The sequence below is a fragment of the Embleya sp. NPDC055664 genome (assembly GCF_053618075.1).
In genome coordinates, this window is sequence record NZ_JBSHGZ010000028.1 from 72,023 (window position 1) to 93,220 (window position 21,198).

General features: G+C 71.6%; 16 protein-coding genes. 6 read left to right on the forward strand and 10 right to left on the reverse strand.

Annotation, left to right across the window (positions count from 1 at the left end; translation table 11 throughout):
- Positions 1-124: 124 nt before the first annotated feature.
- Positions 125-3,115: a helix-turn-helix transcriptional regulator gene (locus tag ACWGR4_RS34080; protein ID WP_452132307.1), complete on the reverse strand. Its 2,991-nt coding sequence runs from the start codon at positions 3,113-3,115 to the stop codon at positions 125-127.
- 205 nt (positions 3,116-3,320) lie between these two features.
- Between ACWGR4_RS34080 and ACWGR4_RS34085 the strand changes: the two genes are divergently transcribed.
- Positions 3,321-4,547, forward strand: a complete 1,227-nt coding sequence (locus tag ACWGR4_RS34085; RefSeq protein ID WP_452132308.1) for an MFS transporter — start codon at positions 3,321-3,323, stop codon at positions 4,545-4,547.
- A 318-nt stretch (positions 4,548-4,865) separates the two neighbouring features.
- A complete protein-coding gene (locus ACWGR4_RS34090; protein ID WP_452132309.1) occupies positions 4,866-5,627 on the forward strand; it encodes a putative protein N(5)-glutamine methyltransferase in 762 nt (253 codons plus the stop codon).
- Between the two features lie 44 nt (positions 5,628-5,671).
- Here the strand turns inward: ACWGR4_RS34090 and ACWGR4_RS34095 are convergent, their stop codons facing one another.
- Entirely contained in the window at positions 5,672-6,325 is a 654-nt protein-coding gene (locus tag ACWGR4_RS34095; RefSeq protein ID WP_452132310.1) for a MarR family transcriptional regulator, read from the reverse strand.
- A gap of 126 nt (positions 6,326-6,451) precedes the next feature.
- Here ACWGR4_RS34095 and ACWGR4_RS34100 point away from each other — a divergent pair, with 126 nt between their 5' ends.
- Complete coding sequence (locus ACWGR4_RS34100) at positions 6,452-6,997, forward strand: YceI family protein (protein WP_380003974.1); 546 nt, start codon at positions 6,452-6,454, stop codon at positions 6,995-6,997.
- A gap of 99 nt (positions 6,998-7,096) precedes the next feature.
- Here the strand turns inward: ACWGR4_RS34100 and ACWGR4_RS34105 are convergent, their stop codons facing one another.
- Positions 7,097-7,750: an HAD family hydrolase gene (locus ACWGR4_RS34105; RefSeq protein WP_452133946.1), complete on the reverse strand. Its 654-nt coding sequence runs from the start codon at positions 7,748-7,750 to the stop codon at positions 7,097-7,099.
- Positions 7,751-7,800: 50 nt separating this feature from the next.
- Here ACWGR4_RS34105 and ACWGR4_RS34110 point away from each other — a divergent pair, with 50 nt between their 5' ends.
- A complete protein-coding gene (locus ACWGR4_RS34110) occupies positions 7,801-8,559 on the forward strand; it encodes a DeoR/GlpR family DNA-binding transcription regulator (RefSeq protein WP_452133947.1) in 759 nt (252 codons plus the stop codon).
- Between the two features lie 72 nt (positions 8,560-8,631).
- On the opposite strand, the gene ACWGR4_RS34115 is transcribed toward ACWGR4_RS34110, so the two are convergent.
- Positions 8,632-8,955: a hypothetical protein gene (locus tag ACWGR4_RS34115; protein WP_452133948.1), complete on the reverse strand. Its 324-nt coding sequence runs from the start codon at positions 8,953-8,955 to the stop codon at positions 8,632-8,634.
- Positions 8,956-9,097: 142 nt separating this feature from the next.
- Here ACWGR4_RS34115 and ACWGR4_RS34120 point away from each other — a divergent pair, with 142 nt between their 5' ends.
- Positions 9,098-9,916 (forward strand): aminoglycoside adenylyltransferase family protein, encoded by an 819-nt coding sequence (locus tag ACWGR4_RS34120; RefSeq protein ID WP_452133949.1) that lies wholly within the window; start codon positions 9,098-9,100, stop codon positions 9,914-9,916.
- A 61-nt stretch (positions 9,917-9,977) separates the two neighbouring features.
- Here the strand turns inward: ACWGR4_RS34120 and ACWGR4_RS34125 are convergent, their stop codons facing one another.
- Entirely contained in the window at positions 9,978-10,700 is a 723-nt protein-coding gene (locus ACWGR4_RS34125; RefSeq protein WP_452133950.1) for a hypothetical protein, read from the reverse strand.
- 164 nt (positions 10,701-10,864) lie between these two features.
- Entirely contained in the window at positions 10,865-11,470 is a 606-nt protein-coding gene (locus ACWGR4_RS34130; RefSeq protein ID WP_452133951.1) for a TetR/AcrR family transcriptional regulator, read from the reverse strand.
- A gap of 448 nt (positions 11,471-11,918) precedes the next feature.
- Between ACWGR4_RS34130 and ACWGR4_RS34135 the strand changes: the two genes are divergently transcribed.
- Complete coding sequence (locus ACWGR4_RS34135; protein ID WP_452133952.1) at positions 11,919-14,207, forward strand: MMPL family transporter; 2,289 nt, start codon at positions 11,919-11,921, stop codon at positions 14,205-14,207.
- A 150-nt stretch (positions 14,208-14,357) separates the two neighbouring features.
- Here ACWGR4_RS34135 and ACWGR4_RS34140 read toward each other — a convergent pair whose 3' ends face one another.
- The 4 genes from ACWGR4_RS34140 to ACWGR4_RS34155 all read right to left on the reverse strand — a co-directional run bounded on the left by ACWGR4_RS34140 (position 14,358) and on the right by ACWGR4_RS34155 (position 20,419).
- Entirely contained in the window at positions 14,358-15,671 is a 1,314-nt protein-coding gene (locus ACWGR4_RS34140) for a low temperature requirement protein A (protein WP_452134139.1), read from the reverse strand.
- Between the two features lie 476 nt (positions 15,672-16,147).
- Positions 16,148-18,127 (reverse strand): IPT/TIG domain-containing protein, encoded by a 1,980-nt coding sequence (locus ACWGR4_RS34145; RefSeq protein ID WP_452133936.1) that lies wholly within the window; start codon positions 18,125-18,127, stop codon positions 16,148-16,150.
- Between the two features lie 316 nt (positions 18,128-18,443).
- The gene (locus ACWGR4_RS34150; RefSeq protein ID WP_452133937.1) at positions 18,444-18,926 is read right to left on the reverse strand and encodes an NUDIX domain-containing protein; all 483 of its coding nucleotides are present in this window, start codon (positions 18,924-18,926) and stop codon (positions 18,444-18,446) included.
- A gap of 146 nt (positions 18,927-19,072) precedes the next feature.
- Complete coding sequence (locus ACWGR4_RS34155; RefSeq protein WP_452133938.1) at positions 19,073-20,419, reverse strand: hypothetical protein; 1,347 nt, start codon at positions 20,417-20,419, stop codon at positions 19,073-19,075.
- Positions 20,420-21,198 lie beyond the last annotated feature (779 nt).

A 21,198-nucleotide genomic window follows, 5' to 3' on the forward strand; every position in this document is an offset into this window, starting at 1 on the left:
TCGTGCGTCATCTTCGGCGGGATTCCGCGCAATTCAGTGCCGGTTCGCGATTCGCGGCTTTCGGTAGGACAACGGGTTCTCGGAGGATTGGGTGATTTGGGGAGGTTTTGGGTATTTGGTGCGCTTATGGGGCGAGGTTGTGGGGGGCTGGGAATAGGTTGAGGTGGTGGGCCAGGGTGGCGGCTTGTGTGCGGGATTTTGCGGGGAGTTTGGTGAGGATGTTGGAGACGTGGGTTCCGGCGGTTTTGGTGGAAATGAAGAGGAGTTCGGCTATTTGGCGGTTGGTGTGACCTTGGGCCAGCAGGGACAGGACCTCGAATTCGCGGGCGGTCAGGCCCAGTTGGGTTCGGGTGTTGGTGGATGGGGTGGGGGCTTCGGGGGTTGTCGGGAGGCGGCTGCGGGTGGACAGGTCGGTGATTCGGGTTTGCAGTGGGGTGGCGCCCAGTTGGTTGGCCAGGGTTGCGCTCTGTTGGAGGTAGGTGGCGGCCGTGGGTCGGTTTCCTGTGGTCAGGGACGCCGTTGCCGCGCTCAGGAGGGTGTCGGCCAGGGCGTGGGGTTGGCCGATCTCCTGCCAGGCTGCGATCGCGTCGGGCCAGGTGGCCAGGCCGGCCTCGGCTTCGAACGTGTTTCGGTGGGCTGCTTGGAGGCGGCCTGCAGTGGGCAATTTGGCGGCCAGTAGTCGGAGTCGGGCCAGGTGCGCGGTGATTTCGGCTGTGGTGGCCGGTGCGCGTAGCGTTTGGGCGAGGCGGATTTGCGCGATCCGTTGAGCGACCACCAGGAATGGCCACGCGTAGCGTCGACTCAGCGTGAGATCGTGGTCGGCCAGGATGTGGGCGGCGAGCCACTCCGCCTCGACCAAATCGTCGCGCGCGAAGGCGAGACGGCAGGCCAGGACGTCCACCTCCAGGCACGTCTCCTGCCCGTGCGGAGCCCCCAGCGCGGCCCGGACCTCGCGCAACGCGTCGGCCGCCACGTCGTGCGCGCCGACGGCGGCGGCCGGTTCGGCGCGCACCACGTACAACCAGGCCCGATACACCGGCGGTGGGTCCAGGGCGATCGCGTCGGTCACGATCTCCACCGCCTCCGCCCAGCGGCCCAGCGAGACCAGCGGTTCGGCGAGGTTGGCGGCCAGTAGCGTTCCGCGCGAGCGGGCCAGGCCCAGGTCGCGCGCGGTGGCCACACCCCGCCGGGCCACCTCGGCGGCCCGCTCGTGTTCGCCCGCCGCCTGGAGCGCGTCCGCCTCGCCCGCGATCGCGGCGAGCAGGTCGTCGTCGCACCCGGCGTCCCGGGCGATGTGCGCGGCGCGCCCGTACAGCCCAACCGCGTCCGCGAGTTCGCCGTGCCGGGCGGCCAACATCGCCGACGTGGTCAGGGCCCGGGCCCGGACCGAGGGGTCCGCCGCCGCCTCGCCGAGCCGGAGCGCGTCGCGGGCGTACTCGTCGGCATCCGCGTCCCGGCCACGCGCGGCGAGGATGCCGGCCAAAGACGCGAGCAGCCGGCCCCGCACCGGCATCGCCTCGTCGCCGCCGGCCAGACCCACCGCTCGCTCCAGGTCGGGGAGCGCGTCCCCGCCGGTGTGCTCCCGCGCGGCGGCCCGGCTCGCCAGGACCAGGGCCGTGCGTTCGGGCTCCCGGGCCGGGTCGAGCAGGTGCAGGGCCTCGGTGAGCAGGGTCTCGGCGCGGTGTGCGGCGCCGCCGTGGGCGGCGGCGTCGGCGGCGAGTTCGAGCACGCGGATCCGGTCCGCGCCCACGTCCCCCGCCGGGTCGGGAACGGCGTCCCACAGGTCCAGGACACGTTCCAACATGGCCAGCCGCTCGGCGTAGGCACAGGCCGCACCGGCCGCGCCCGCCGCGCGCCAGGCGGTGGCGAAGGCGCGGGACCGGTCCCCGGCGGCGTACCAGTGCGCGGCCGATTCGGCGGCGGCCCGGCCCTCGGGCGCGAGCGCGGGGTCGGCCGTCAGCGCCCGTGCGCACCGGGCATGCAGCCGGATCCGCTCGCCCGGAAGGAGGTCGTGGTAGACCGCGTCGCGGATCAGCGTGTGCCGGAACGTGTAGCCGTCGCCGGTCGGAAGCAGCATCCGGGCGTCGATCACGGCACGCAGCGCGTCGTCGATATCGCCGGCGGCCTGATCCGGATCCGGGATGGGTGTCGCGGCGTCGGGAGCGCTGATCGTGTGCAGGAGAGCGTGGCCTACGGTGGTACCGGCGACGGCCGCGATACGCAGGAGGCGACGGCCGGGCGGGCCGACGCGGTGTACGCCCGCCAGCAGCAACTCGCGCAGCGAGGCCGGGGGTTCGCCGGCGGTGCCCGCGTCGGGTTCGCCCCGGGTGCTCGCCAGGGCCTCGACGAACAGCGGGTTGCCCTCGCTGCGGCACAGGACACGTTCCACGTGTCGGGAATCCGGCGGCCGGCCGATCAGGTCGGCGAGTTGGCGGGCCACCTCGGCGCGGCCGAGCGGAGCCGGGTCGAGGGTACGGGTGTTGGGGAGCCGGGCGAGCAGGCCGGGGAGCGCGGCGAACGGCTCGTCGCCGTGCGGGGCGACCGGGCGGTGGGTGCCGAGCACGAGTACGCCGGGCTGGTCGAGGTTGCGGGCCAGGAACGCGAGCAGTTCGCAGGTGGAGCGGTCGGCCCAGTGCAGGTCCTCCAGGACGAGCAGGAGCGGGCGCTTCTCGGCGGCCCGCTCCAGCAGGATCAGGACCTCCTCGAACAACCGCGCCCGCCCCAGCTCGGGATCGGACTCGGGTATGGGATCGCCGAGTTCGGGCAACAGCCGGGCCAGCCCCCGGCGGCCGGCGGCGGGCAGGAGCGCGGCGGTCGCGCCCGTCCCGAGGTCGCGCGTCAGCCGGCGGAGCGCGGTGACGAACGGCCCGAACGGAAGGTTGTCCGGCCCCATGTCGAGACACCCGCCGCGCACCACCCGGGCCCGGGCTCGCGCCGGCGCCCCCGCCGCGAACTCCTCGACCAGCCGCGACTTCCCGATCCCCGCGTCGCCGCGAACGAGCACGACGAGCGCCCCCTGTGCCCCGGCCCCCTCCCAGGCCCGCCCCAACACGTCCAATTCCCGGACCCGCCCCACCAGGCCCGGCCCGCCCCGCTCACCCCGGTCGTTGTCCACGCCCCCAGCATGTCACCGCCGCCCGTCCCGCCCGCCGCGTCGTGATCCGGCCCGGAGCGGTACCCATCCGTGGGCGCCGGCCGGCGTGGGCAAGTCGTCTAGGGCAACTTCGCGGACCGATCGGGGAGTTTGCCCGATGTGGGGTCGGGGGTGCGAGCGGCAGTGTCGGTGGTGTCGGATCGGGCCGAAGTTCGGAGGGATTTGCATGACCGCGCCTGTGCAGTGTTCGCTCGACCGGGGGTCGCCCGGGCCGATCCTGACCCGGGCCATGGTGGCCACGATCGTCGCCGCCTGTGGTGCGATGGTCGGCTTCTATCTGCTGCTGTCGGTCGTTCCGCTGTATGTGGCCGACGGTTCGGGCTCGGGCTCCGGTGCCGGGGCGGCCGGGGTGGTCACCGGGGCGTTGATGGTGTCGACCGTGGCGGCCGAGGTCGCGGTGCCCGCGTTGACGGCCCGGTTCGGCTATCGGGCGGTGTTCGTACTCGGGTTGGTGTTGCTGGGCTCGCCCACGATGGCGCTCGCGTGGTCGGCCGCGGTGCCGCTGGTGGTCGGGGTGTGTCTGCTGCGCGGGGCCGGGCTCGGCATCGTGATGGTGGTCGGCACCGCGCTGGCCGCCGAGCTGGTTCCGGCCGAACGGCGCGGCGAAGGGCTCGGGTTGTACGGCGCGGCGGTCGGCGTCCCGGGCATCCTGGGCCTGCCCCTCGGCCTGTGGATGAGCGAACACCTGGGCTACATCGCCGTGTTCGCGATCGCGACCGCGTGCTGCATGGGCGCGCTCGGCGCCGCGATCGCGCTGCCCACGAACCGGCCCGCGCCCTCGGGTGCGCGCGGCGGCGTGTTGGGCGGACTGCGGACCGGTGCGCTGGCCCGGCCCGCCGTGACGTTCGCGGGCTGCACGTTGGCGGCGGGGGTGGTCGTGACGTTCCTGCCGCTCGCGGTGTCGTCGAGTGAGTTGACCCTGGTGACCATCGCCATGCTGGTCCAGTCCGCGACCACGCCGGCGGCCCGCTGGTGGGCCGGGCATTTCGGCGATCGGCACGGCCACGCCCGGCTGTTCGGCCCCTCGATCGCGGCCGTCGCGATCGGCGTTGCGCTGCTGGCCCGCCCGGCCGATCCGGTCACCGTACTCGTCGGCGCCGCCGTGTTCGGCACCGGTTTCGGGGTGGCCCAGAACGTCACCCAGTCGCTGATGTTCGAGCGGGTCGGCCCGCACGACTTCGGTCGGGTGAGCGCGTTGTGGAACCTCGCCTTCGACGCGGGCATGGGCATCGGCGCGGTCGGCGTCGGCGTGGTGATCGGCGCCACCGGCTACCCGGCGGGCTTCCTGGGCACCGGCGCGCTCGTCCTGGCCGGCCTGGTCCTGGTCGCCGTCGATCGGCGCGGCGAAACGGTCGACGCACCACCGGCGCGAACGCCCCTGCCTCCGGCGTAGCGGCACGGGTGGGGCGTACGTGAACGGCCGGCGGCGTACGCGGCACGACCGGCGGCGTACGCCACGCAACCCCGGCGTACGCGCCGACCCCCGTCGGGTAGTGTTGCCGCCGCGCCCGGTTCGGGGCGCGGATCGGACTCGACGTCGAGGAGGTGGGACCCATTACCGCTGTGTCAGGTCGGGTGCTCTCCTTCCACGACCGTGCGGCCTCCTGGCATAGGTGAGCCCGCGAGAGCACCCTTCGGCATCCCGAAAGGCTCCAAGGCTCTCATGTCGGATTCCTCCGCCACACCGTTCCCGATGTCCTCGGTTTCCTCGATGACCCCCATCGTTGCCACGCTTCGTGCCGCCGGTTGTGTATTCGCCGAGGACGAGGCACGGCTGCTCGTCTCCACCGCCGGCGATCCGGCCGAACTCGCCACCATGGTGGATCGCCGGGTGGCCGGCCTCCCGCTGGAACACGTGCTCGGCTGGGCCGAGTTCCGCGACCTGCGGATCGCCGTCGACCCGGGCGTCTTCGTCCCGCGCCGGCGTACCGGGTTCCTGGTCGAACAGGCCGTCGCGCTGGCCCGTCCGGGGGCGGTCGTGGTCGACCTGTGCTGCGGCTCGGGCGCGTTGGGCGCGGCCGTGACGGCCGAGGTGGCCGGCGTCGAGGTGTACGCCGCCGACATCGACCCGGCCGCGGTGCGGTGCGCGCGGCGCAACATCGCGGCGGATCGGGTGTACGAGGGCGACCTGTACGAACCGTTGCCCGCGTCGTTGCGCGGCCGGATCGACGTCCTGATCGCCAACACCCCGTACGTGCCCACCGAGGACATCCAACTGCTGCCCTCGGAGGCCCGGATCCACGAGCCCAGGGTGGCGCTGGACGGCGGCTCGGACGGCGTGGACGTGCAACGTCGGGTCGCCGCGGCGGCGCCGGATTGGCTCGCCCCCGGCGGCGGGCTGCTGGTCGAGACCAGCGAGCGGCAGACGGCGCTGACGGTCGAGGTGTTCCGCGCCGCCGGCCTGCGTGCGCGAGTGGTCGAGTCCGAGGAGTTGTACGCCACGGTCGTGATCGGCACACGGGCACACGGTTAGGGGTCGGCGGGCCGGAACACCCGGCCTCCCCCGCCCATCCCGGCCTACTCCGCGCCGTCCAGCGGACAGTCCATCCCGGTGTCGATCTCCTCCATCTCGACACCGACACCAACACCGACATCGACCCCGGCACCGACCCTGGAGCCGGCGCCCGCTCCGACCTCGGTCCCGATCTCGGCTTCGGTCCCGACCTCGGCTTCGGAGCCGTCCACCCCCGCCGCCTCCGCCCGGGCGCTCGCGCAGACCCCGCTCAGGCCGTCCCGGATGGTCCGGCCGATCTCGGCCATCGAGGCCACCTGGCGAGGCGTCAACATGTCGAACACGTGTTCCCGCACGGTGGCCGCGTGGGTCGGTTCGGCCTCCGCCAGGGCGGCCAGGCCGGCGCCGGTCAGACGGGCGACCCAGCCCCGCCGATCCCCCTCGGCGGGGCCCCGGGAGACCCATCCGGACTTCTCCATGGCCGTCACGGCGTGTGACAGCCGGCTACTGGACGACAACGACGCGGCGGCCAGTTCGCTCATCCGCATTCGATGATCCGGCGATTCGGCGAGCAGGCCCAGGATCTCGAAGTACGTCATCGGCATGCCCGCCTCGCGGCGCATCCGCCGGTCCAGATGGGCGGCGAGTTCCCTGGTCCCGGTGAAGTACGAGCGCCAGATCTCGCGCTCGGAGGCGGTCAGCCGATCGTCGTCGTTCATGGGAACAGCATAAGACTTGTTGAATCCTCAACTTACGGGTGCTATGTTGCTGAGCGTTCAACAAACCCGCCGCGGAACATCGCGGCGGGCCGGTCCACGCCACCGCAACACTTCCAAGGAGTTCCCATGACCACCTCCGTCGAGACCATCCCCGGCTACATCGCGGGCAACTGGACCATCGACCCGGTCCACTCGGACGTCTCGTTCTCGGTACGTCACCTCGGTGTCGCCAAGGTCCGCGGGCGCTTCGACACCTTCGAGGGCTCGATCGTCACCGCCGAGAACCCGCTGGAGTCCTCGGTCACCGCCTCCATCGAGACCGCGTCGGTCAACAGCAACAACAAGATGCGCGACGACCACATCCGCAACGAGGACTTCCTCGACACGGACGGGTTCCCGACGCTGACCTTCACCTCCACCGGTGTGCGTGCCGAGTCCGCGCTCGTCTACCAGGTCGACGGCGACCTGACCCTGCGCGGCGTGACCAAGCCGGTCACCCTCGAGCTCGAACTGAACGGCTTCGGCACCGGTTTCGACGGTAGCCCGGTCGCCGGCTTCACCGCCACCACCGAGATCAGCCGCAGCGACTTCGGCGTCACCGGCGGTGCGGCGGGCGCGGCGGTCGGCGACAAGATCACCATCGTCCTGGAAATCGAAGCCAAGCAGGCGTGACCCCCGCCTGTAGCCGACCCCGCCCACGCCGGGCCCCGGTGCGCCCACTCTCCGAAGCGCACCGGGCCCGGCGACCCCGCCCCGGCGGGCTCGGGGACGCTACAGGTGCGGCGAAGCGGCAGCGGTGATCCCGATCCGGGCGAGGTCGGCGCGCAGCGTCGGAGTGTCCGTGTAGTGGAGGGACTCGATGCCCAGGGCCCGGGCCGCCGTCAGGTTCTCCGGTCGGTCGTCGATGAACAACAGTTGGTCGGGGCGCGCGTCGAGCCGTTCGCACAGGTGGAGATAGATACGCGCGTCGGGCTTGGCCAGGCCCAGGTCCGCGCTGAACACCCGGTGCCGAAACAGCCGTGACCAGTCCTGCTCCTCGATGTGCCGGGCCATTTCGATCGGCGCGTTCGAGAGCAGCGCGAGGCCGGGAGCGGCGTCGCCCGCCGGTTCGGCCAACGCGGCCAACTCGGCCAACAGGTCGAGAGTGTCCTGGTTCATGTCCATCCAGACCGCGAGGTCGGCGGCCACCAGCCGGTCGAGCCGGGCCGCGTCCGGCGTCGCACGGCCCAACCGGGCGCACACCCCGTGCCAGAACCCGGCGGCATCCAGCGTGCCCGCGTCGTAGTCGATGCGATCCGGCCAGTACGCCGGCCACAACTGCGCCGCCGTCACCCCGACAACACCGGCCAGGACCTCGCTCGCCGCGTCGGAGGGCGGGACACAGATGACCCCGCCGAAGTCGAAGACGATCCATCGGGTACCCATGGGCGCTCCCTCCGTTGACTTTCGAACATCCGATACGTTTGATTGAACGCATGGAAAGTGCGGAACGTCAACAAACGCTCATTGAACGGATGCGTACGACGGAGCGCGTCACGGTCGCGGAGCTGGCCGCAGAGACCGGCTGCTCCGAGATGACCATCCGCCGCGACCTCGACCAACTCGCCGAGCGCGGTGTGCTGCGCCGGGTGCGGGGCGGCGCGGTGAGCCTGATGTTGCGCGGCGAGGTACCGCCGTTCGGCGTCCGGGAGCACGAGGCGACCGAGAGCAAACGCCGCATCGCCGCGGAGCTGGACTCGCTCGTCACCGACGGCGAATCGCTGATCCTGGACAGCGGCACCACGGGCCTGGCCATCGCCCGCATCCTGGCCCGCCGCCGGGTCACCGTTGTCCCACTCGACCTGCACGCGGCCCGGGTCCTCGGCGACGCGCCCGACGTACAACTGCTCGTCCCGGGCGGCCGGAGCGCCCCCGGCGCGCTCAGCCTGAGCGGCCCCCTCACCGAGAACTCGCTGCGCACACTGCGGGTGGACACCGCCGTCCTCGGCGTCTGCGGCATCTCCGTCGAGCACGGGCTGACCGCCCACAATCTGGACGAAATCCCGGTCAAACAGGCGATGATCGCCTCGGCGCAGCGGATCGTCGCGGTCTGCGCCGGGGCCAAGTTCGGCCGTACCGGCCTCGGTCACGTCTGTCCGGTGACCGACCTCGACATGGTGATCACCGATGCGGACGCCCCGACCGAGGCGGTCGAGCGGCTACGCGACCTGGGTGTGGACGTACGGGTGGTGTGAACTCCCGCGCCCACGCACCGAATCACCGGGCAACCGGGCCGCCGGATCGGCCGAACGGCGGACGTCCGGGCCTCATCCGCAGCAGAAGACGTTGTCACACGGACGCCCCACCTCGCTGCCGTACGCCACGAAGTCCCGCACGGGCGCCAACGCCGCCTCGACGGCCTCGGCCGGCAGCGGCGGAACCGTCGGTTCGGCCCAAAGGTCCCAGTACGGCGGGGAGTCGTCGAAGTCGAAACGCCGCGCACCGTCGACGAACAGCGTGAACATCGGATGATCCGGAAAGACATTGAGGCGCAGCACCCACCACACCCCCCGCACCGTGGCGGCATGCGGAAAGTGTCGAATGCCGGTGCGTCGCCACGGCGGCACCGTCGCAAGCTCGGAACGCTCCATACCCGGCCCCCTTCCCCACCACGGCGTTGTCGGCACCACCGGCGATGATGGAGAAGATACGCACAGATAGAGGCAGAGGTAGAGGCAGAGGCAGAGGTAGAGGCAGAGGCATGGGTGGAGGCATACGAGAGGAACCGCGACCGTGACGACTCGCCGAGCCCGACCCGGAGTGTCTTCGCTGAACGCCGCGGATGGCTGGGAGGGTGTCGTTCGGCTGGTGCGGGCGGTGTTGGGGGACGACGTCGTCGGGGCCTACCCGCACGGGTCCGCCGTGGCGGGTGGGTTGCGGCCGGACAGTGATCTCGACGTGCTCGTCGTGGTGCGCCGGGCCACCACCCTCGGGCAGCGACGGGCCCTGGTGGACGGGCTGTTGGAGATCTCCGGGACGCGGGCGCGGGGCGGGCCCGCACGGCCCGTGGAGTTGACCGTCGTGGTGCACGACGAGGTGCGGCCGTGGCGATATCCGCCGCGACGCGAGTTCCAGTACGGGGAGTGGCTGCGCGACGCGTACGAGCGTGGGGAGACACCGGGGCCGACGGTGGATCCGGATCTCGCGCCGTTGCTCACGATGGTGTCGATGGGTGGGGTCGCGCTGCTCGGGCCGGCGCCGCACGAGGTCCTCGATCCGGTTCCGCGGCGGGACCTGGAACGGGCCGTCGTCGCCGGCATCCCGGACCTGCTCGACGAACTCGAATCCGACACCCGCAACGTGTTGTTGACCCTCGCCCGGATCTGGACCACGCTCGCGACCGGCGCCATCGAGTCGAAGGACCGGGCCGCCGACTGGGCCCTCGGGCGACTCCCGGTCGAGCACCGGGCGCCGCTCGACCGGGCCAGGGCCGGCTACCTGGGCATCGAGCGGGATCGATGGGACGAACTGCGGCCGCGGGTACGGGCGCACGCCGCGTATGTCGTCGCCGCGATCGAGCGTCTGGTCGCCGCCGCGGAGGGGAATCGGTGAGCGGCGCCCGCCGACCCGCCTCAGGGTTGGGCCACCCGTCCGGACATCGTGAGCCCGCGCCTCACAACGGCGGCAGCGGATCGTGGCGGGTCGGCTGTCGGCCCGTGATCAGCCAGAACAGGTACCCGCGCAGATAGTCCTCGAGGCCGTGGTCGAGATGGGCCGCGAAGGCCCGCAGCGTCGCGGGGTCGTGGTACGCCGGATCGGGATCGGCGAGCCGCGCGTCGATCCAGGCGCGGACCCGATCCCGGTCGGCCCACCAGGCGCGCACCGCCGCCGGGGTCCAGTACTCGTCCCCGTCCCACCCGCAACCGCCGGCCGGCCCGATGGCGGCCACGCCGAGGAAGTCGCATACCTCGCGCGGCGTGCGGGGTTGGCGGTGGACGAAGGACAGCCCCCCGTCGTCGGCCAGGAAATGGGCGGCGGCCATCCGGGCGTCCGGGCCCACACCGCCCGCGCCGATGAAGAACGGGCCCGGGACACTCAACCAACTCCGGTCGGCCCAGCGGCCATTGATGAATGGATGGCCATTGGCGAGGCGGTCGCCAACGGCGTCGGGTGCGTCGGGAGCGGTGGGCACGTCGAGCACCTCGTGGGTCATCGGCAGCGGATCCCAGTACACGAGGCACGGGTCCCAACCGGCGGCCCGGCGGTCGTACCCGAGCAGGGCCCACGACTTCCGCGCCTCCCGCGCCTTCAGGTTCGCGTCGGCCAACGCCGCGAGCCGCATGACCGCGACGGCGGCAACCACGAAGGCCGACACGGAAAGCGGTGTCACGTCCATGACGCCGAACTTTATTGCGCCAACCGGAATCGGCCACCGGCATTACGCCGAGGCCAAGGGCCGGTGGAACCGAGCGGACTCGAACGAAACGGAACGGAACCGCACGGACCGGAGCGAACACGGCCCGCCCGGTCGCAGGCGCCCCACGTCGATCCGACGCCCGGCTACTCCGAAGCCGTCGAGCCGACGGCCGCCGCCCCCGCCCGGGCGCGCGGCGGCCGGATCCCCAGCACGGCGCATGCGGCCGCGACCGACGGCCCGACCAGCGGCCGCAGGTCCTCGTACCCCTCCAACGCGGCCAGCGGAACGGTGAGGGCCGCCAGCGCGGCCAGCGCCCGTACCTCGCCGACCATCGTGTCCTCGGCGTCGCCCCGGTTCAACGCCCGCTGGGTACGCCGCCGGCAAGCCAACACCCGCGCGCCCAGCACGGGCTGGGCCCGGAAGGTACGGTCGAACATCAACACCGTGAGCAGACGCCGATCCCGCGCGTACAACTCGCCCATCGCGACGAGCAGATCACGGGTCGCGGCGGGTGAGAAGCCGTGCCCCTCGGCCCGGTCGAGGATCGCCTCCAACTCCTCGACGGCCGGCTCGACCAGGTCGGCGAGGATCTCTTCCTTGGTGTGGAAGTAGTAGTAGAGGGCGGCCTTGGTCACACCCATCGCGTCGGCGATGTCCTGGAGCCGGGTCGCGCCGTAGGTCCGTTCGGCGAACAGCGTCAGTGCGGCATCCCGGACGCGGCGCCGGGTGTCGCCTCGTTGACCGGTCACGCGCGCATCCTTCCCCGGTGGCGGTGAACGCCTTCGCGTCCCCGCACGGCACCTGCTTCCGAGACCTGCTCCCGGGCCCTGCCTCCGGGTCCCGCTTCCGGGTCCCGCTTCCGAGACCTACTACCGAGATCTGGTTCCAAGACCTGCCTCGAAGACTATTTCTACTGTACGGCCAGTAGAAACTACGCCCCACGTAGTACGCGCGGCCAGAACCTCCGAAGGACGTCCGCGGGGTTGATCGCGGTGAATACTTTCTACTGTCCGGCTAGTAAAAATGCTCGGCCGGACGGGGCCGCGACCTGCTCGCACATGCCCTCATCTGCCCTGTCTCTGTTTCTCCTTTTCGTCACGCATTTCCAACCCGGCGGTTTCGACACGTGTCGTCGGGTCGATGCCACACGTCCCGCCCCGTTCAGTCCCGACTCGCATGAGCCTGGAGACCCCTTTCATGGCCACTTTCCTGTATCGACTCGGCCGGAGCGCCTTCCGGCGACGACGCCTGGTCGTCCTGCTCTGGGTGGCGATCATCGCCCTCGTCGGGTTCGGCGCCGCCAACGCGTCCTCGCCCGCCGCCAAGCCGTTCACCGTGCCCGGCATCGAGGCGCAAAAGGCCGTCGACCTGCTCGGCGAGCGCATGCCCGAGGCGGCGGCCGACGGCGCGAGCGCGCGGATCGTCTTCCGCGCCCCCGCCGGCCAGCAGATCGACTCCGCCAAGAACAAGGCGGCCGTCGAGCAGGTCGTCGGTGCGCTCAAGGGCAGCGACCAGGTGGCCGCCGCCGACGACCCGTACACGGCGGGCACGGTGAGCAAGGACCACACCACGGCCTACGCCGCGGTGTCGTACCAGGTCTCCGGGGACACGCTGAAGGACGCCACCCGCGACAACCTCGAACACGCCGCGCAGAAGGGCCGCGACGCGGGCCTGACCGTCGAGATCGGCGGCGACGCGCTCCAGGACGACTCCGGTCCCGGCAACGGCGAGATCGTCGGCATCGCGATCGCAGCCGTCGTCCTCGTCATCACCTTCGGCGGCCTGGTCGCCGCGGGCCTGCCGATCCTCACCGCGCTGCTCGGCGTCGCGGTCGGCGTCGGCTCCATCACCGCCCTGGCCGGCGTGTTCGACCTCTCCCCCACCACCTCGACCCTGGCCATGATGCTCGGCCTGGCGGTGGGCATCGACTACGCCCTGTTCGTGGTCTCGCGCTACCGCAACGAACTCACCAAGGGCCACGAACCCGAGGACGCCGCCGGCCGGGCGGTCGGCACCGCCGGCTCCGCGGTGGTCTTCGCCGGCCTCACCGTGATCGTCGCGCTCGCCGGCCTCGCGGTGGTCAACATCCCGATGCTGACCGAGATGGGCCTGGCCGCGGCCGGGACGGTGGCGGTGGCCGTACTGGTCGCACTCACCTTCGTCCCCGCCATCCTGGGCTTCGCGGGCAAGCGCATCTTCGGCCGCAAGGCCCGCCGGAAGGCCGAACTGCTCGCCGCCGAGGCCGCCGAGGGCGGCAGCGTGCACCGACGGGCCGCGGAGAAGCCGAACATGGGTACCCGCTGGGCCCGGTTCGTCCTGCGCCACCCGATCCGGGTGCTCGTGATCGCCGTCCTCGGCCTGGGCACCCTCGCGATCCCCGTCGGCAGCATGCAACTCGGCCTGCCGGACGACGGCGTCAAGTCGACCGACACCACCCAGCGCCGCGGCTACGACCTGCTGACCGAAAGCTTCGGCCCCGGCTTCAACGGACCCCTGCTGGTCGTGGTGGACGCCGCGAAGAGCAACAACGGCAAGGCCGCTGCAGCCGAGGTCACCCAGGCACTCGGCAAGGTCAAGGGCATCGCCTCGGTCGGCGAGGCCACGTTCGACAAGGCGGGCAACACCGCCATCATCGAGGTCACGCCGAACTCGAAGCCGAGCAGCAACGCCACCAAGGACCTGGTGCACGCGATCCGCGACACGGCGGACCGGACCAAGGCCCGCACCGGTGCGGACACCCTGGTCGGCGGCGGACCGGCACTGAACATCGACTTCTCCCAACGCCTGAACGACGCACTGCTGCCCTACCTGGCCCTGGTCGTCGGCCTCGCGATCCTGCTGCTGATGGCGGTGTTCCGATCGGTCCTGGTGCCGATCAAGGCCGCCGGCGGCTTCCTGCTCTCGGTGGTGGCCTCGCTCGGCGCGGTCGTCGCGGTCTTCCAATGGGGCTGGCTCGGCAGCCTGATCGGGGTCGACCAGACCGGACCGATCATGAGCATGATGCCGATCTTCCTGGTCGGCATCGTCTTCGGCCTGGCCATGGACTACGAGGTATTCCTGGTCACCGGCATGCGCGAGGCGTACGTCCACGGCGAGAGCCCCCGACAGGCCGTGGTCAGTGGCTTCCGCCACGGAGCCCGGGTGGTCACCGCCGCGGCACTGATCATGATCGGCGTGTTCGCCGGCTTCATCGGGGCACCCGACTCGATGGTCAAGATGATCGGCTTCGGGCTCGCCTCGGCGGTGCTGTTCGACGCCTTCGTGGTCAGGATGACGATCGTGCCCGCCGTGCTCGCCCTGCTCGGCAAGTCCGCCTGGTGGCTGCCGGGTTGGCTGAACCGGCTGATCCCCAACGTCGACGTCGAGGGCGAGGGACTGCGGAAGTACCTCGGGGACGACGATGCGAACGCGGCGCCGGACTCCGAGGACGGGTCGCGGCGACCGGACCGGGATCCGGATCTGGATCTGGACACGGTGAAGGTGTGATCCGGGCGATCGAGGTCTGATCCGACCGGACAACGTGACAGCGGGGGTGTGCCCGGGCTTCGGCTCGGGCACACCCCCGCTGTCGTGTAGGTGTGGTGGTGGCGCGCGGTCTATGGGATCCGCGGCCTATGGGATCCGCGGTCGATGGGATCAGGTCGCCACCGGCTGCTGCTCCCCGGGCTCCCTGGGTTCCCGCGTCTCTCTCGGCATCACCATGCGGAGTTGCAGGAGATGGTCCGCCACGGTCATGGCGGCGAGTACGGCCGTGGCGGTGGCGAGCGTGGCCCAACCGGCGCCGGCCAGTGGGGCGGTCAGCGGTACGACCACGACGGCCGCGCCGATCCGTGCCGCGATCGAGCCGGTGCCGAGTACGTAGCGATGCCAGGCGTGGCCGAGCAGGAAGACGGCCACACCGGTGCCCAGCCACCAGCGGTTCGTGTCGGTGCCCAGGTGGTGGATGCCGTCGGAGATGCCGGCCGCGACCAGCACGATGCCGGCGATCATCACCGCGTGGGCCAGGCCGAACGCCACGTACCCGAGCATCTGCCGGCGCTCCACCGACGCCTCCGACATGGCCCGTACGGTGCGTTCGTCGTCACCGCCGAAGTAGGTCCACCAGATGCCGGTGGCGACCGCGATGCCGAGCAGGATGCCCCCCGCGAGCTTCCAGTCGACCGGTCGCCCGCCCGCGCCGATGCCGACCGCCACGACCGACTCGCCGAGCACGATCAGGATGATCAGGCCGTGGCGCTCCACGAAGTGGTGCGGCTCGACCACGAATCCGCGGATCCGGCCGATCACCATCGACAGGTACAACACCGTCACGGCACCGGCCCAGCACACCCAGGTCCCGACGTCGGACAGGTGCGGCGCGATCAGGATCAGTACGCCGCCGACCACGTTGAACGGGGCCAGCCGCAGGATCCCGGCGCGGGCCGACGGCTCGGCGGCGGTCAGGAACAGCGCGACGTGCATTCCGACCGCGACAAGGAACGCGAGTCCGAACGCCCAGCCGTCGGGGTCGAACGCGTAGGGCAGGTCCAGGCCCATCACGAAGAACGCGGTCATGGTCAGCGCGAGCAGCAGCCGATGCACCACCGCGTCGGGCCGCACCGCGTTGGTCAGCCAGCTGAACGCGCCGAACATCCACCACAGCGCGGCCAGCGGCAACATCCCCTGGAACAGGCCTGACCAGCCCGGGTGGGACTCCACCTGGTGGGTGGCCTGGGTGAGTACGAAGACGAAGACGAGGTCGAAGAACAGCTCGATCGGCGTGACGCCGGTGGACTGCTCCAACTCGTCGGGGGATTCGATCGGGTCGTGCGGGAGGTCCATGGGGATGGAGAGGGCCGGCTCGGCGGGGGTCGTGGCCGGCGCGGCGGCGGTCGTGGTGGGCGCGTCGCCGGTGGTGGTTGGCCGGTGGTCGTGCGGTTCGCGGTCCGGTGGGGTCGGGGAGGGGTTCATGCGGTCACTTCCAGGTGTATTGCGAGCATGCTTCCTTCGATCCCGACACGCGTCGCGGCCACCGGCCGCGAGCCGGTCGGGCCGCCCGAACCTGCGCGGGTGGTCGAGTTCGGGTCGTACGTGCGAGGGCCCATCATCACCGCGCGGCGCGTTCCGGGACAGCGGAAGTCATCACGTTCGCGGTCGGCGTATCCCGGACGCGCGGAGATGGGCCGGGATGTGCCGCGGGGGGCCGGGTTTACGGGGCGCCCCGGGGGGGGGGGGGCACGCCGATTTGCGGATGTGGGTAGGCGGGTTCGCGCGCGTGGGGGCGTGGGGGGGTGGGGGGGTGGGCGCCCTGTTTTGCCGGCCCCCCCCGGGGGTGGGGGCGCACGCGTATGTGCGTATGTGCGTAGGCGAGTTCGCGCGCTTGGGCGCTTGGGCGCTTGGGCGCTTGGGCGCTTGGGCGCTTGGGCGCTTGGGCGCTTGGGCTCAGGTTACGAGCACAGGATGAGTAGCGATGTGACCACCGTGCACGATGCCGACGAGGAGTTGTTGCCCGGGTTGGGGTCGTTGGGTGTGCTCGCCGTGCGGGTCGCGGTGACCTCGTAGCCGAGGCCCAGGTTGAGCAGGTCGACCGGGGCGGTGAAGTGGCGGATGGTTGCCGCGCCCTTGGCCAGCGGGCCGACCGTGCAGGTGACCGTGCGGTTGGCCACCGCGCAGTCCGGTGAGGTCGCGGTCATCGGGGACGGCAGCGGCGCGACGACGGTCGCCGAGGCGAGTGCGTTCGGGCCGCGGTTGGTGACGGTGACGGTGTAGTCGATGTGTGCGCCGAACAGGCCGCCGACGCCGTTGGCCTCAAGGACCACCGACACGTCGGCCGCGCTCGCGATGTAGGTGTAGCGGTCGGCCGGCACGGTCGCGCTGGTGCCGCCGGCGGTGCTCACCCGGATGTCGACCTGGCCGGCCGGACCGGGCGGCGCGGTCGCGGTGCAGGTGGTGGCGGTGCAGGTCACGGCGGTGGCGGGGCGGCCCGGGCCGAAGGTGATGCCGGTCGCGCCCGCGAGATCGGTGCCGGTGACGGTGACCACCGTGCCGCCGGTGTCGGGGCCGGAGTTCGGGCTCACCGCGGTGACGGTGGGGGCGGGCAGGTAGGTGTAGCGGTCGGCGGCCGAGGTCGGGCTGGTCCCGCCGGGGCCGGACACGGTGATGTCGACGGTGCCGGGTGCGCCGGGGGGCGCGGTTGCGGTGAGGGTGGTGTCGTCGACGACGGTGAACGCGGCGGCCGGGGTCGTACCGAACACGACGGCGGTGGTGCCGGTCAGGTGGGTGCCGGTGACGGTCACGGAGGTACCACCGGCCGTGGGGCCGGAGTTGGGGCGCACCGACGTGACGGTGCGCGGTTGCGGGACGCCGACGACGACGATGCCGTAGGGGGTGGAGCCGACCGGGACGGTGGCCACCACGGTGTCGGTCGTGCCGTCGATCACGGACACGTCGCCGGACTGGGTGTTGGTGGTGTACACGTATCGGCCCGCGACGTGCAGGGTCAGGTTGGCCGGATACGCGCCCACCGCCACGCTGTCGACCACCGTGTTCGTGGCCAGGTCGACCACCTTGACCTCGGCCGGGAAGGCGGAGACGTACGCCCGGCTTCCGGTCGGGTCCACCGCGACGTTGCTGGCGTCGGTGATCGGCACGGTCGCGACGAGCAGGCCGCCGGCGGTCAGGTCGAGCGTCCACAGTCCGGACTGGTTGTCGACCGCGTACAGCCGACGCCCGTCGGGGCTGAGCGCGGCCCCGTCGGGCGTACCGGGCAGCGTGATGGTCGTGCCGACGACGCCGGTCGCGGCGGTGATCACCGAGACGCTGCGTCCGGCGTTGTTGACCGCGTACACGTGTGCCCCGTCCGGCGCGACCAGTACCGCGATCGGGCTGGTGCCCACCGCGATCGTGGCGGCGACGGTGTCGGTCGCCGTGTCGACGGCGAGGACGGAGTTGCCCTGGGCCACGTACAGCCGGGTGTCGGTCGGGTCGATCGCCATCGCGAACGGCGCGCCGCCGGTGGCGATCGTGGCGACCACGGCGTCGGTGGCGGTGTCGATCACCGAGATGCCGCCGGAGTCGAAGTTCGCGACGTACACCCGGGTGCCGGCGTGGTTCGCGGTGAGGCCGTACGGGCCCCGGCCCACCGGGACGGTGGCCGTGGTGGTGTTGTTCGCGGCGTCGATGACCGAGACCGTGTTCGAGCCGGAGTTGGCCACGTAGACGGCCACGCCCGCGTGGGCCGCGGCGGCGGGTACGGCCTGGGCGATCAGGCCGGCGAGCACGAGGGCCGCGGCGGCGACGAGGGCGATCAGCCGGCCGGGCAGCGCGGGGCGCGTCGGCGGACGGTGGGGCCGGGTCGGACGGTGGAGCCGGGCCGGGCGGCGCGGGTGCCGTAACCGGTCGGCGAGTTCTGCGAGATCGTGTGACATCGGGATCCCCTCCCTGACGATGGAGCGCACCCGGCCGGCTCCATCGGGGCACACCGATCCCCACCCCGCAGTGCAGCACTCGGGCCCCCACCCGAATCCGGCGCCACGCCCGGCAACGGTGCCGAGCCGTGGTGCCGGACGGCCGCGAATCACGGACCGCGATTCGTCGGTGCATCGCCCGAAACGTACCGGGTCGGCGGGCGGTGATGCGGCCTTAACGGCGAATTCGCCTCATGGGGGCGGGAGTTGGTGTACAGGCTTTGGGGTGGGGGGCATTGGGGCGAGGGTGCTGGGGCGGGGATCGAGGGCGGTCCGCTCAGTCCCTGGGCAGGTATACCGTCCGGCCCTGGGCGCGGGCGCGCAACGCGGCGGGCACGCGCGGGGCGACCGTACTCGGCAGCAGCTCCGCGGCCCGCTCGACCGTGACGAACGCGTGGTCGTCGAGTTCGTCCTCCTGGATCCGGATGGCCGCGATCCGGTCGGGGGTGAACGTACCGCCGTCGAACATCCAACCGGTCAACGGGCGGGGCCGGGGCTCGAGTTCGGGTACCCAGTCGATCACCAGCAGCTCGCCGACGGCGACATCGAGCCCGAGTTCCTCGCGCAGTTCGCGCGCGCAGGCGTCGTGGGGTGATTCGTTGCGGTCGACGAAGCCGCCGGGCAGGTTCCAGTAGTCCCGATAGTTGGGTTTGACCACCAGGACCCGGTCGTCGGCGTCGGTGATCAGCGCGGAGGCGGCAGCGTAGAGGGAGGGCAGTTGCTCGTACCACTGCTCGGGCGGCAGGAAGTCTCGGGTCATTTCGTCGAGCCTAGCGCGTGCCTTCGAACCCCCGTCGGGCTCCACGACGCCCGGCACCGAGCCGGCACCGCAACGCCGGCACGGCCCCGCCGGCCTGGAGCCGGCAGGGCCGTGGAAAGCCGCTTCGGTCGATTCTCGGGAGTCGGTCAGTCCTTGGGAATGTAGGTCGGACAGGTCGAGAACGCGTTCTGCTGCACGCAGGTGAACAGCGCGTTCCACTTGCTGCTGCTGTCGGCGACGGCCGCGGTCAGCGTGTCGCGGCACGTGTCGTCGGCAAGACCCCAGAGGGATCCGTCCGGCCAACCGGCCTGACGAGTGCGCGTTTCGATCGTCGTGAGGCATTCCGCACTCGGGTTGTAGCGTTTCACCTCGTTGATGAACTCCAGATACTTGGGGTTCTGGAGCACGTTGGCCTGCGTGGCCAGGGTCTGCCGGGCCGCGTCCTTGGCCTGCGGCGACGCGTTCGGGTCCTGCAGCGTCGCGGTCGCCTGCGTGGCCGCCGTCGCGGTCGTGTGGATGACCTTTTGGATCTGCTGCTGGTCCACCGCCTTCTTCGGCGCCGTCGTCGGGTTTTTGGAGGCGAGCAACGCGTCACTGATCAGCGTCACGACCTGGATGGTGAACCCTCGGTCGGCCGCCGGGAAGGTCGGACTTTGGAGGCTTACCATGATCTGGGCCACACCCTGCGCGGTCCTCAGATAATCGGCTCGCTCCCCCACGGCCAACTTCGGGTCCTGGCTCCGCCGCAGCGCCTCGTTCACGCCCTGCACGACCTTCGTGTACAGCGCCCGGTCCGGCGCCGATGTCGTCGGGTCCTGGATGTGCTTCAGCGTTTGATTGATCGCCGAGACGGCCTCGGCGTACTTCTTCCGGTCATCGGGGGACGTGGACGGATTCTTGATCGCGTTCACCGCCGTGTTCAGCCCCTCCTTCAGCTTCTGCTTCACATCCGGCGGGACGTTCAGTTTGTCGATCTCGGCCTCCACCTCCCGCTTCGCGCCGTCCGGGTCCTTCGTCGGATCCGGCGGCGCGACCTGTTGCAGCTCATTGGGCGGATGCGACGATCCGCCCGGACCGGGTGTGCTCGGCGGCCCCGACGAGGGGGCGCCCGGGGCGCTGGGCGTCCCCGGCGTGTTCTGCTGGTTCGGCCCGTTGGGGGAGTTCGGCGTATTCGGGGTCTTCGGCGCGTTGGGTGTGTTCGGGGTGTTGGGCGGGGGCGGTGTGTACGCCGGCGCCTGCGGGGTGTTCGGGGGTTCGGGGGTGTCGGCCGGCACGCGGCTCGTGGCCTGGCCGGGCGAGGCGACCTGGGGTGCGGCGGCCGCGGCGGCGGTCGGCAGCGCCAGTGCGGCAGCCAGACAGGACGTGCCTACGATGCGGGATATCTGTCGCCGGGCAGTTTTGGACATGACGAATCCAGTCGAGTGGGGACGTTGCTGCTGTGCCGTTGTCGGCTCGGCCGCTGTCGGCTCGATCGCCGATGCGGCTGCCTGCAAGCACCGGAGACCTGAGCCTCGACGGTGCGCATGTGACGGTGCACATGTATCGAACGGTGCACGCGTGACAGTGCACGTGTATCGAACAGTGCACATGGATCGACAAGAACAACTCTTCGCCCCTCCCCCGCCCGTCGCAACTCCGACCCACGCCGCCGTGCGGAGACCAGGGGTGCGCGGGGGTGGCGGGCGCGAACGGTGTGTAGGCGGCGGGTCTCGGGTGGTGGTGAAGCGGTCCCGGTGCTCGTTGTGACGTCGGCCCGGCCAAAGCCCGCGGCCGAAGGCGACGAGGGGGAGTTCCCGGCCGGCGCCGGGCACTCCGGCCGGGTCCGCCGTGAGAACCGGAGACCTCGGGGGCCGATCGCAGCCGGCAGCGAGCGCGGCCACTCCCTCGGGACTCGCCGGTCGAGGCTCAGGGCGATGGCGCCGCCGTGCACCATGTCGTGACCCAGGGCCGGGGTGGGGCGGCCCGGCGGCTTCCTCGGGTGCTCGACGTTGTCCCGCAGCGCCGCGACGGGCTCGTCGGTGGACAGCGCGGCCACGTCGGCGCGAGCGCGGCGGTCGGTCATGCGGTGAAGGCTGCCGCGTGCTTTGACCACCTCCGGGCCGAGCCGGGCCAACGAGCACCGGAAGCCGACCGACATGTGCGCGACCACTTCGGCGTACGCGCCAACCTGCGTACAGGGAGCGGGAGTTCCAGTGTGCTCGGCGGAGAGTCCGTCGAACACGGCGGCCGGTTCGCGACGTTCAGCGGTGGTGGGGGCCGCGAGCACCGCGGG

Excerpts from the sequence above, each read along its gene's own strand:
- ACWGR4_RS34085 (WP_452132308.1), top strand. The coding sequence starts at position 3,321 with ATGACCGCGCCTGTGCAGTGTTCGCTCGACCGGGGGTCGCCCGGGCCG.
- ACWGR4_RS34090 (WP_452132309.1), top strand. The coding sequence starts at position 4,866 with ATGACCCCCATCGTTGCCACGCTTCGTGCCGCCGGTTGTGTATTCGCC.
- ACWGR4_RS34095 (WP_452132310.1), bottom strand. The coding sequence starts at position 6,325 with ATGAACGACGACGATCGGCTGACCGCCTCCGAGCGCGAGATCTGGCGC.
- ACWGR4_RS34100 (WP_380003974.1), top strand. The coding sequence starts at position 6,452 with ATGACCACCTCCGTCGAGACCATCCCCGGCTACATCGCGGGCAACTGG.
- ACWGR4_RS34105 (WP_452133946.1), bottom strand. The coding sequence starts at position 7,750 with ATGGGTACCCGATGGATCGTCTTCGACTTCGGCGGGGTCATCTGTGTC.
- ACWGR4_RS34110 (WP_452133947.1), top strand. The coding sequence starts at position 7,801 with ATGGAAAGTGCGGAACGTCAACAAACGCTCATTGAACGGATGCGTACG.
- ACWGR4_RS34115 (WP_452133948.1), bottom strand. The coding sequence starts at position 8,955 with ATGGAGCGTTCCGAGCTTGCGACGGTGCCGCCGTGGCGACGCACCGGC.
- ACWGR4_RS34125 (WP_452133950.1), bottom strand. The coding sequence starts at position 10,700 with ATGGACGTGACACCGCTTTCCGTGTCGGCCTTCGTGGTTGCCGCCGTC.
- ACWGR4_RS34135 (WP_452133952.1), top strand. The coding sequence starts at position 11,919 with ATGGCCACTTTCCTGTATCGACTCGGCCGGAGCGCCTTCCGGCGACGA.
- ACWGR4_RS34140 (WP_452134139.1), bottom strand. The coding sequence starts at position 15,671 with ATGAACCCCTCCCCGACCCCACCGGACCGCGAACCGCACGACCACCGG.
- ACWGR4_RS34145 (WP_452133936.1), bottom strand. The coding sequence starts at position 18,127 with ATGTCACACGATCTCGCAGAACTCGCCGACCGGTTACGGCACCCGCGC.
- ACWGR4_RS34150 (WP_452133937.1), bottom strand. The coding sequence starts at position 18,926 with ATGACCCGAGACTTCCTGCCGCCCGAGCAGTGGTACGAGCAACTGCCC.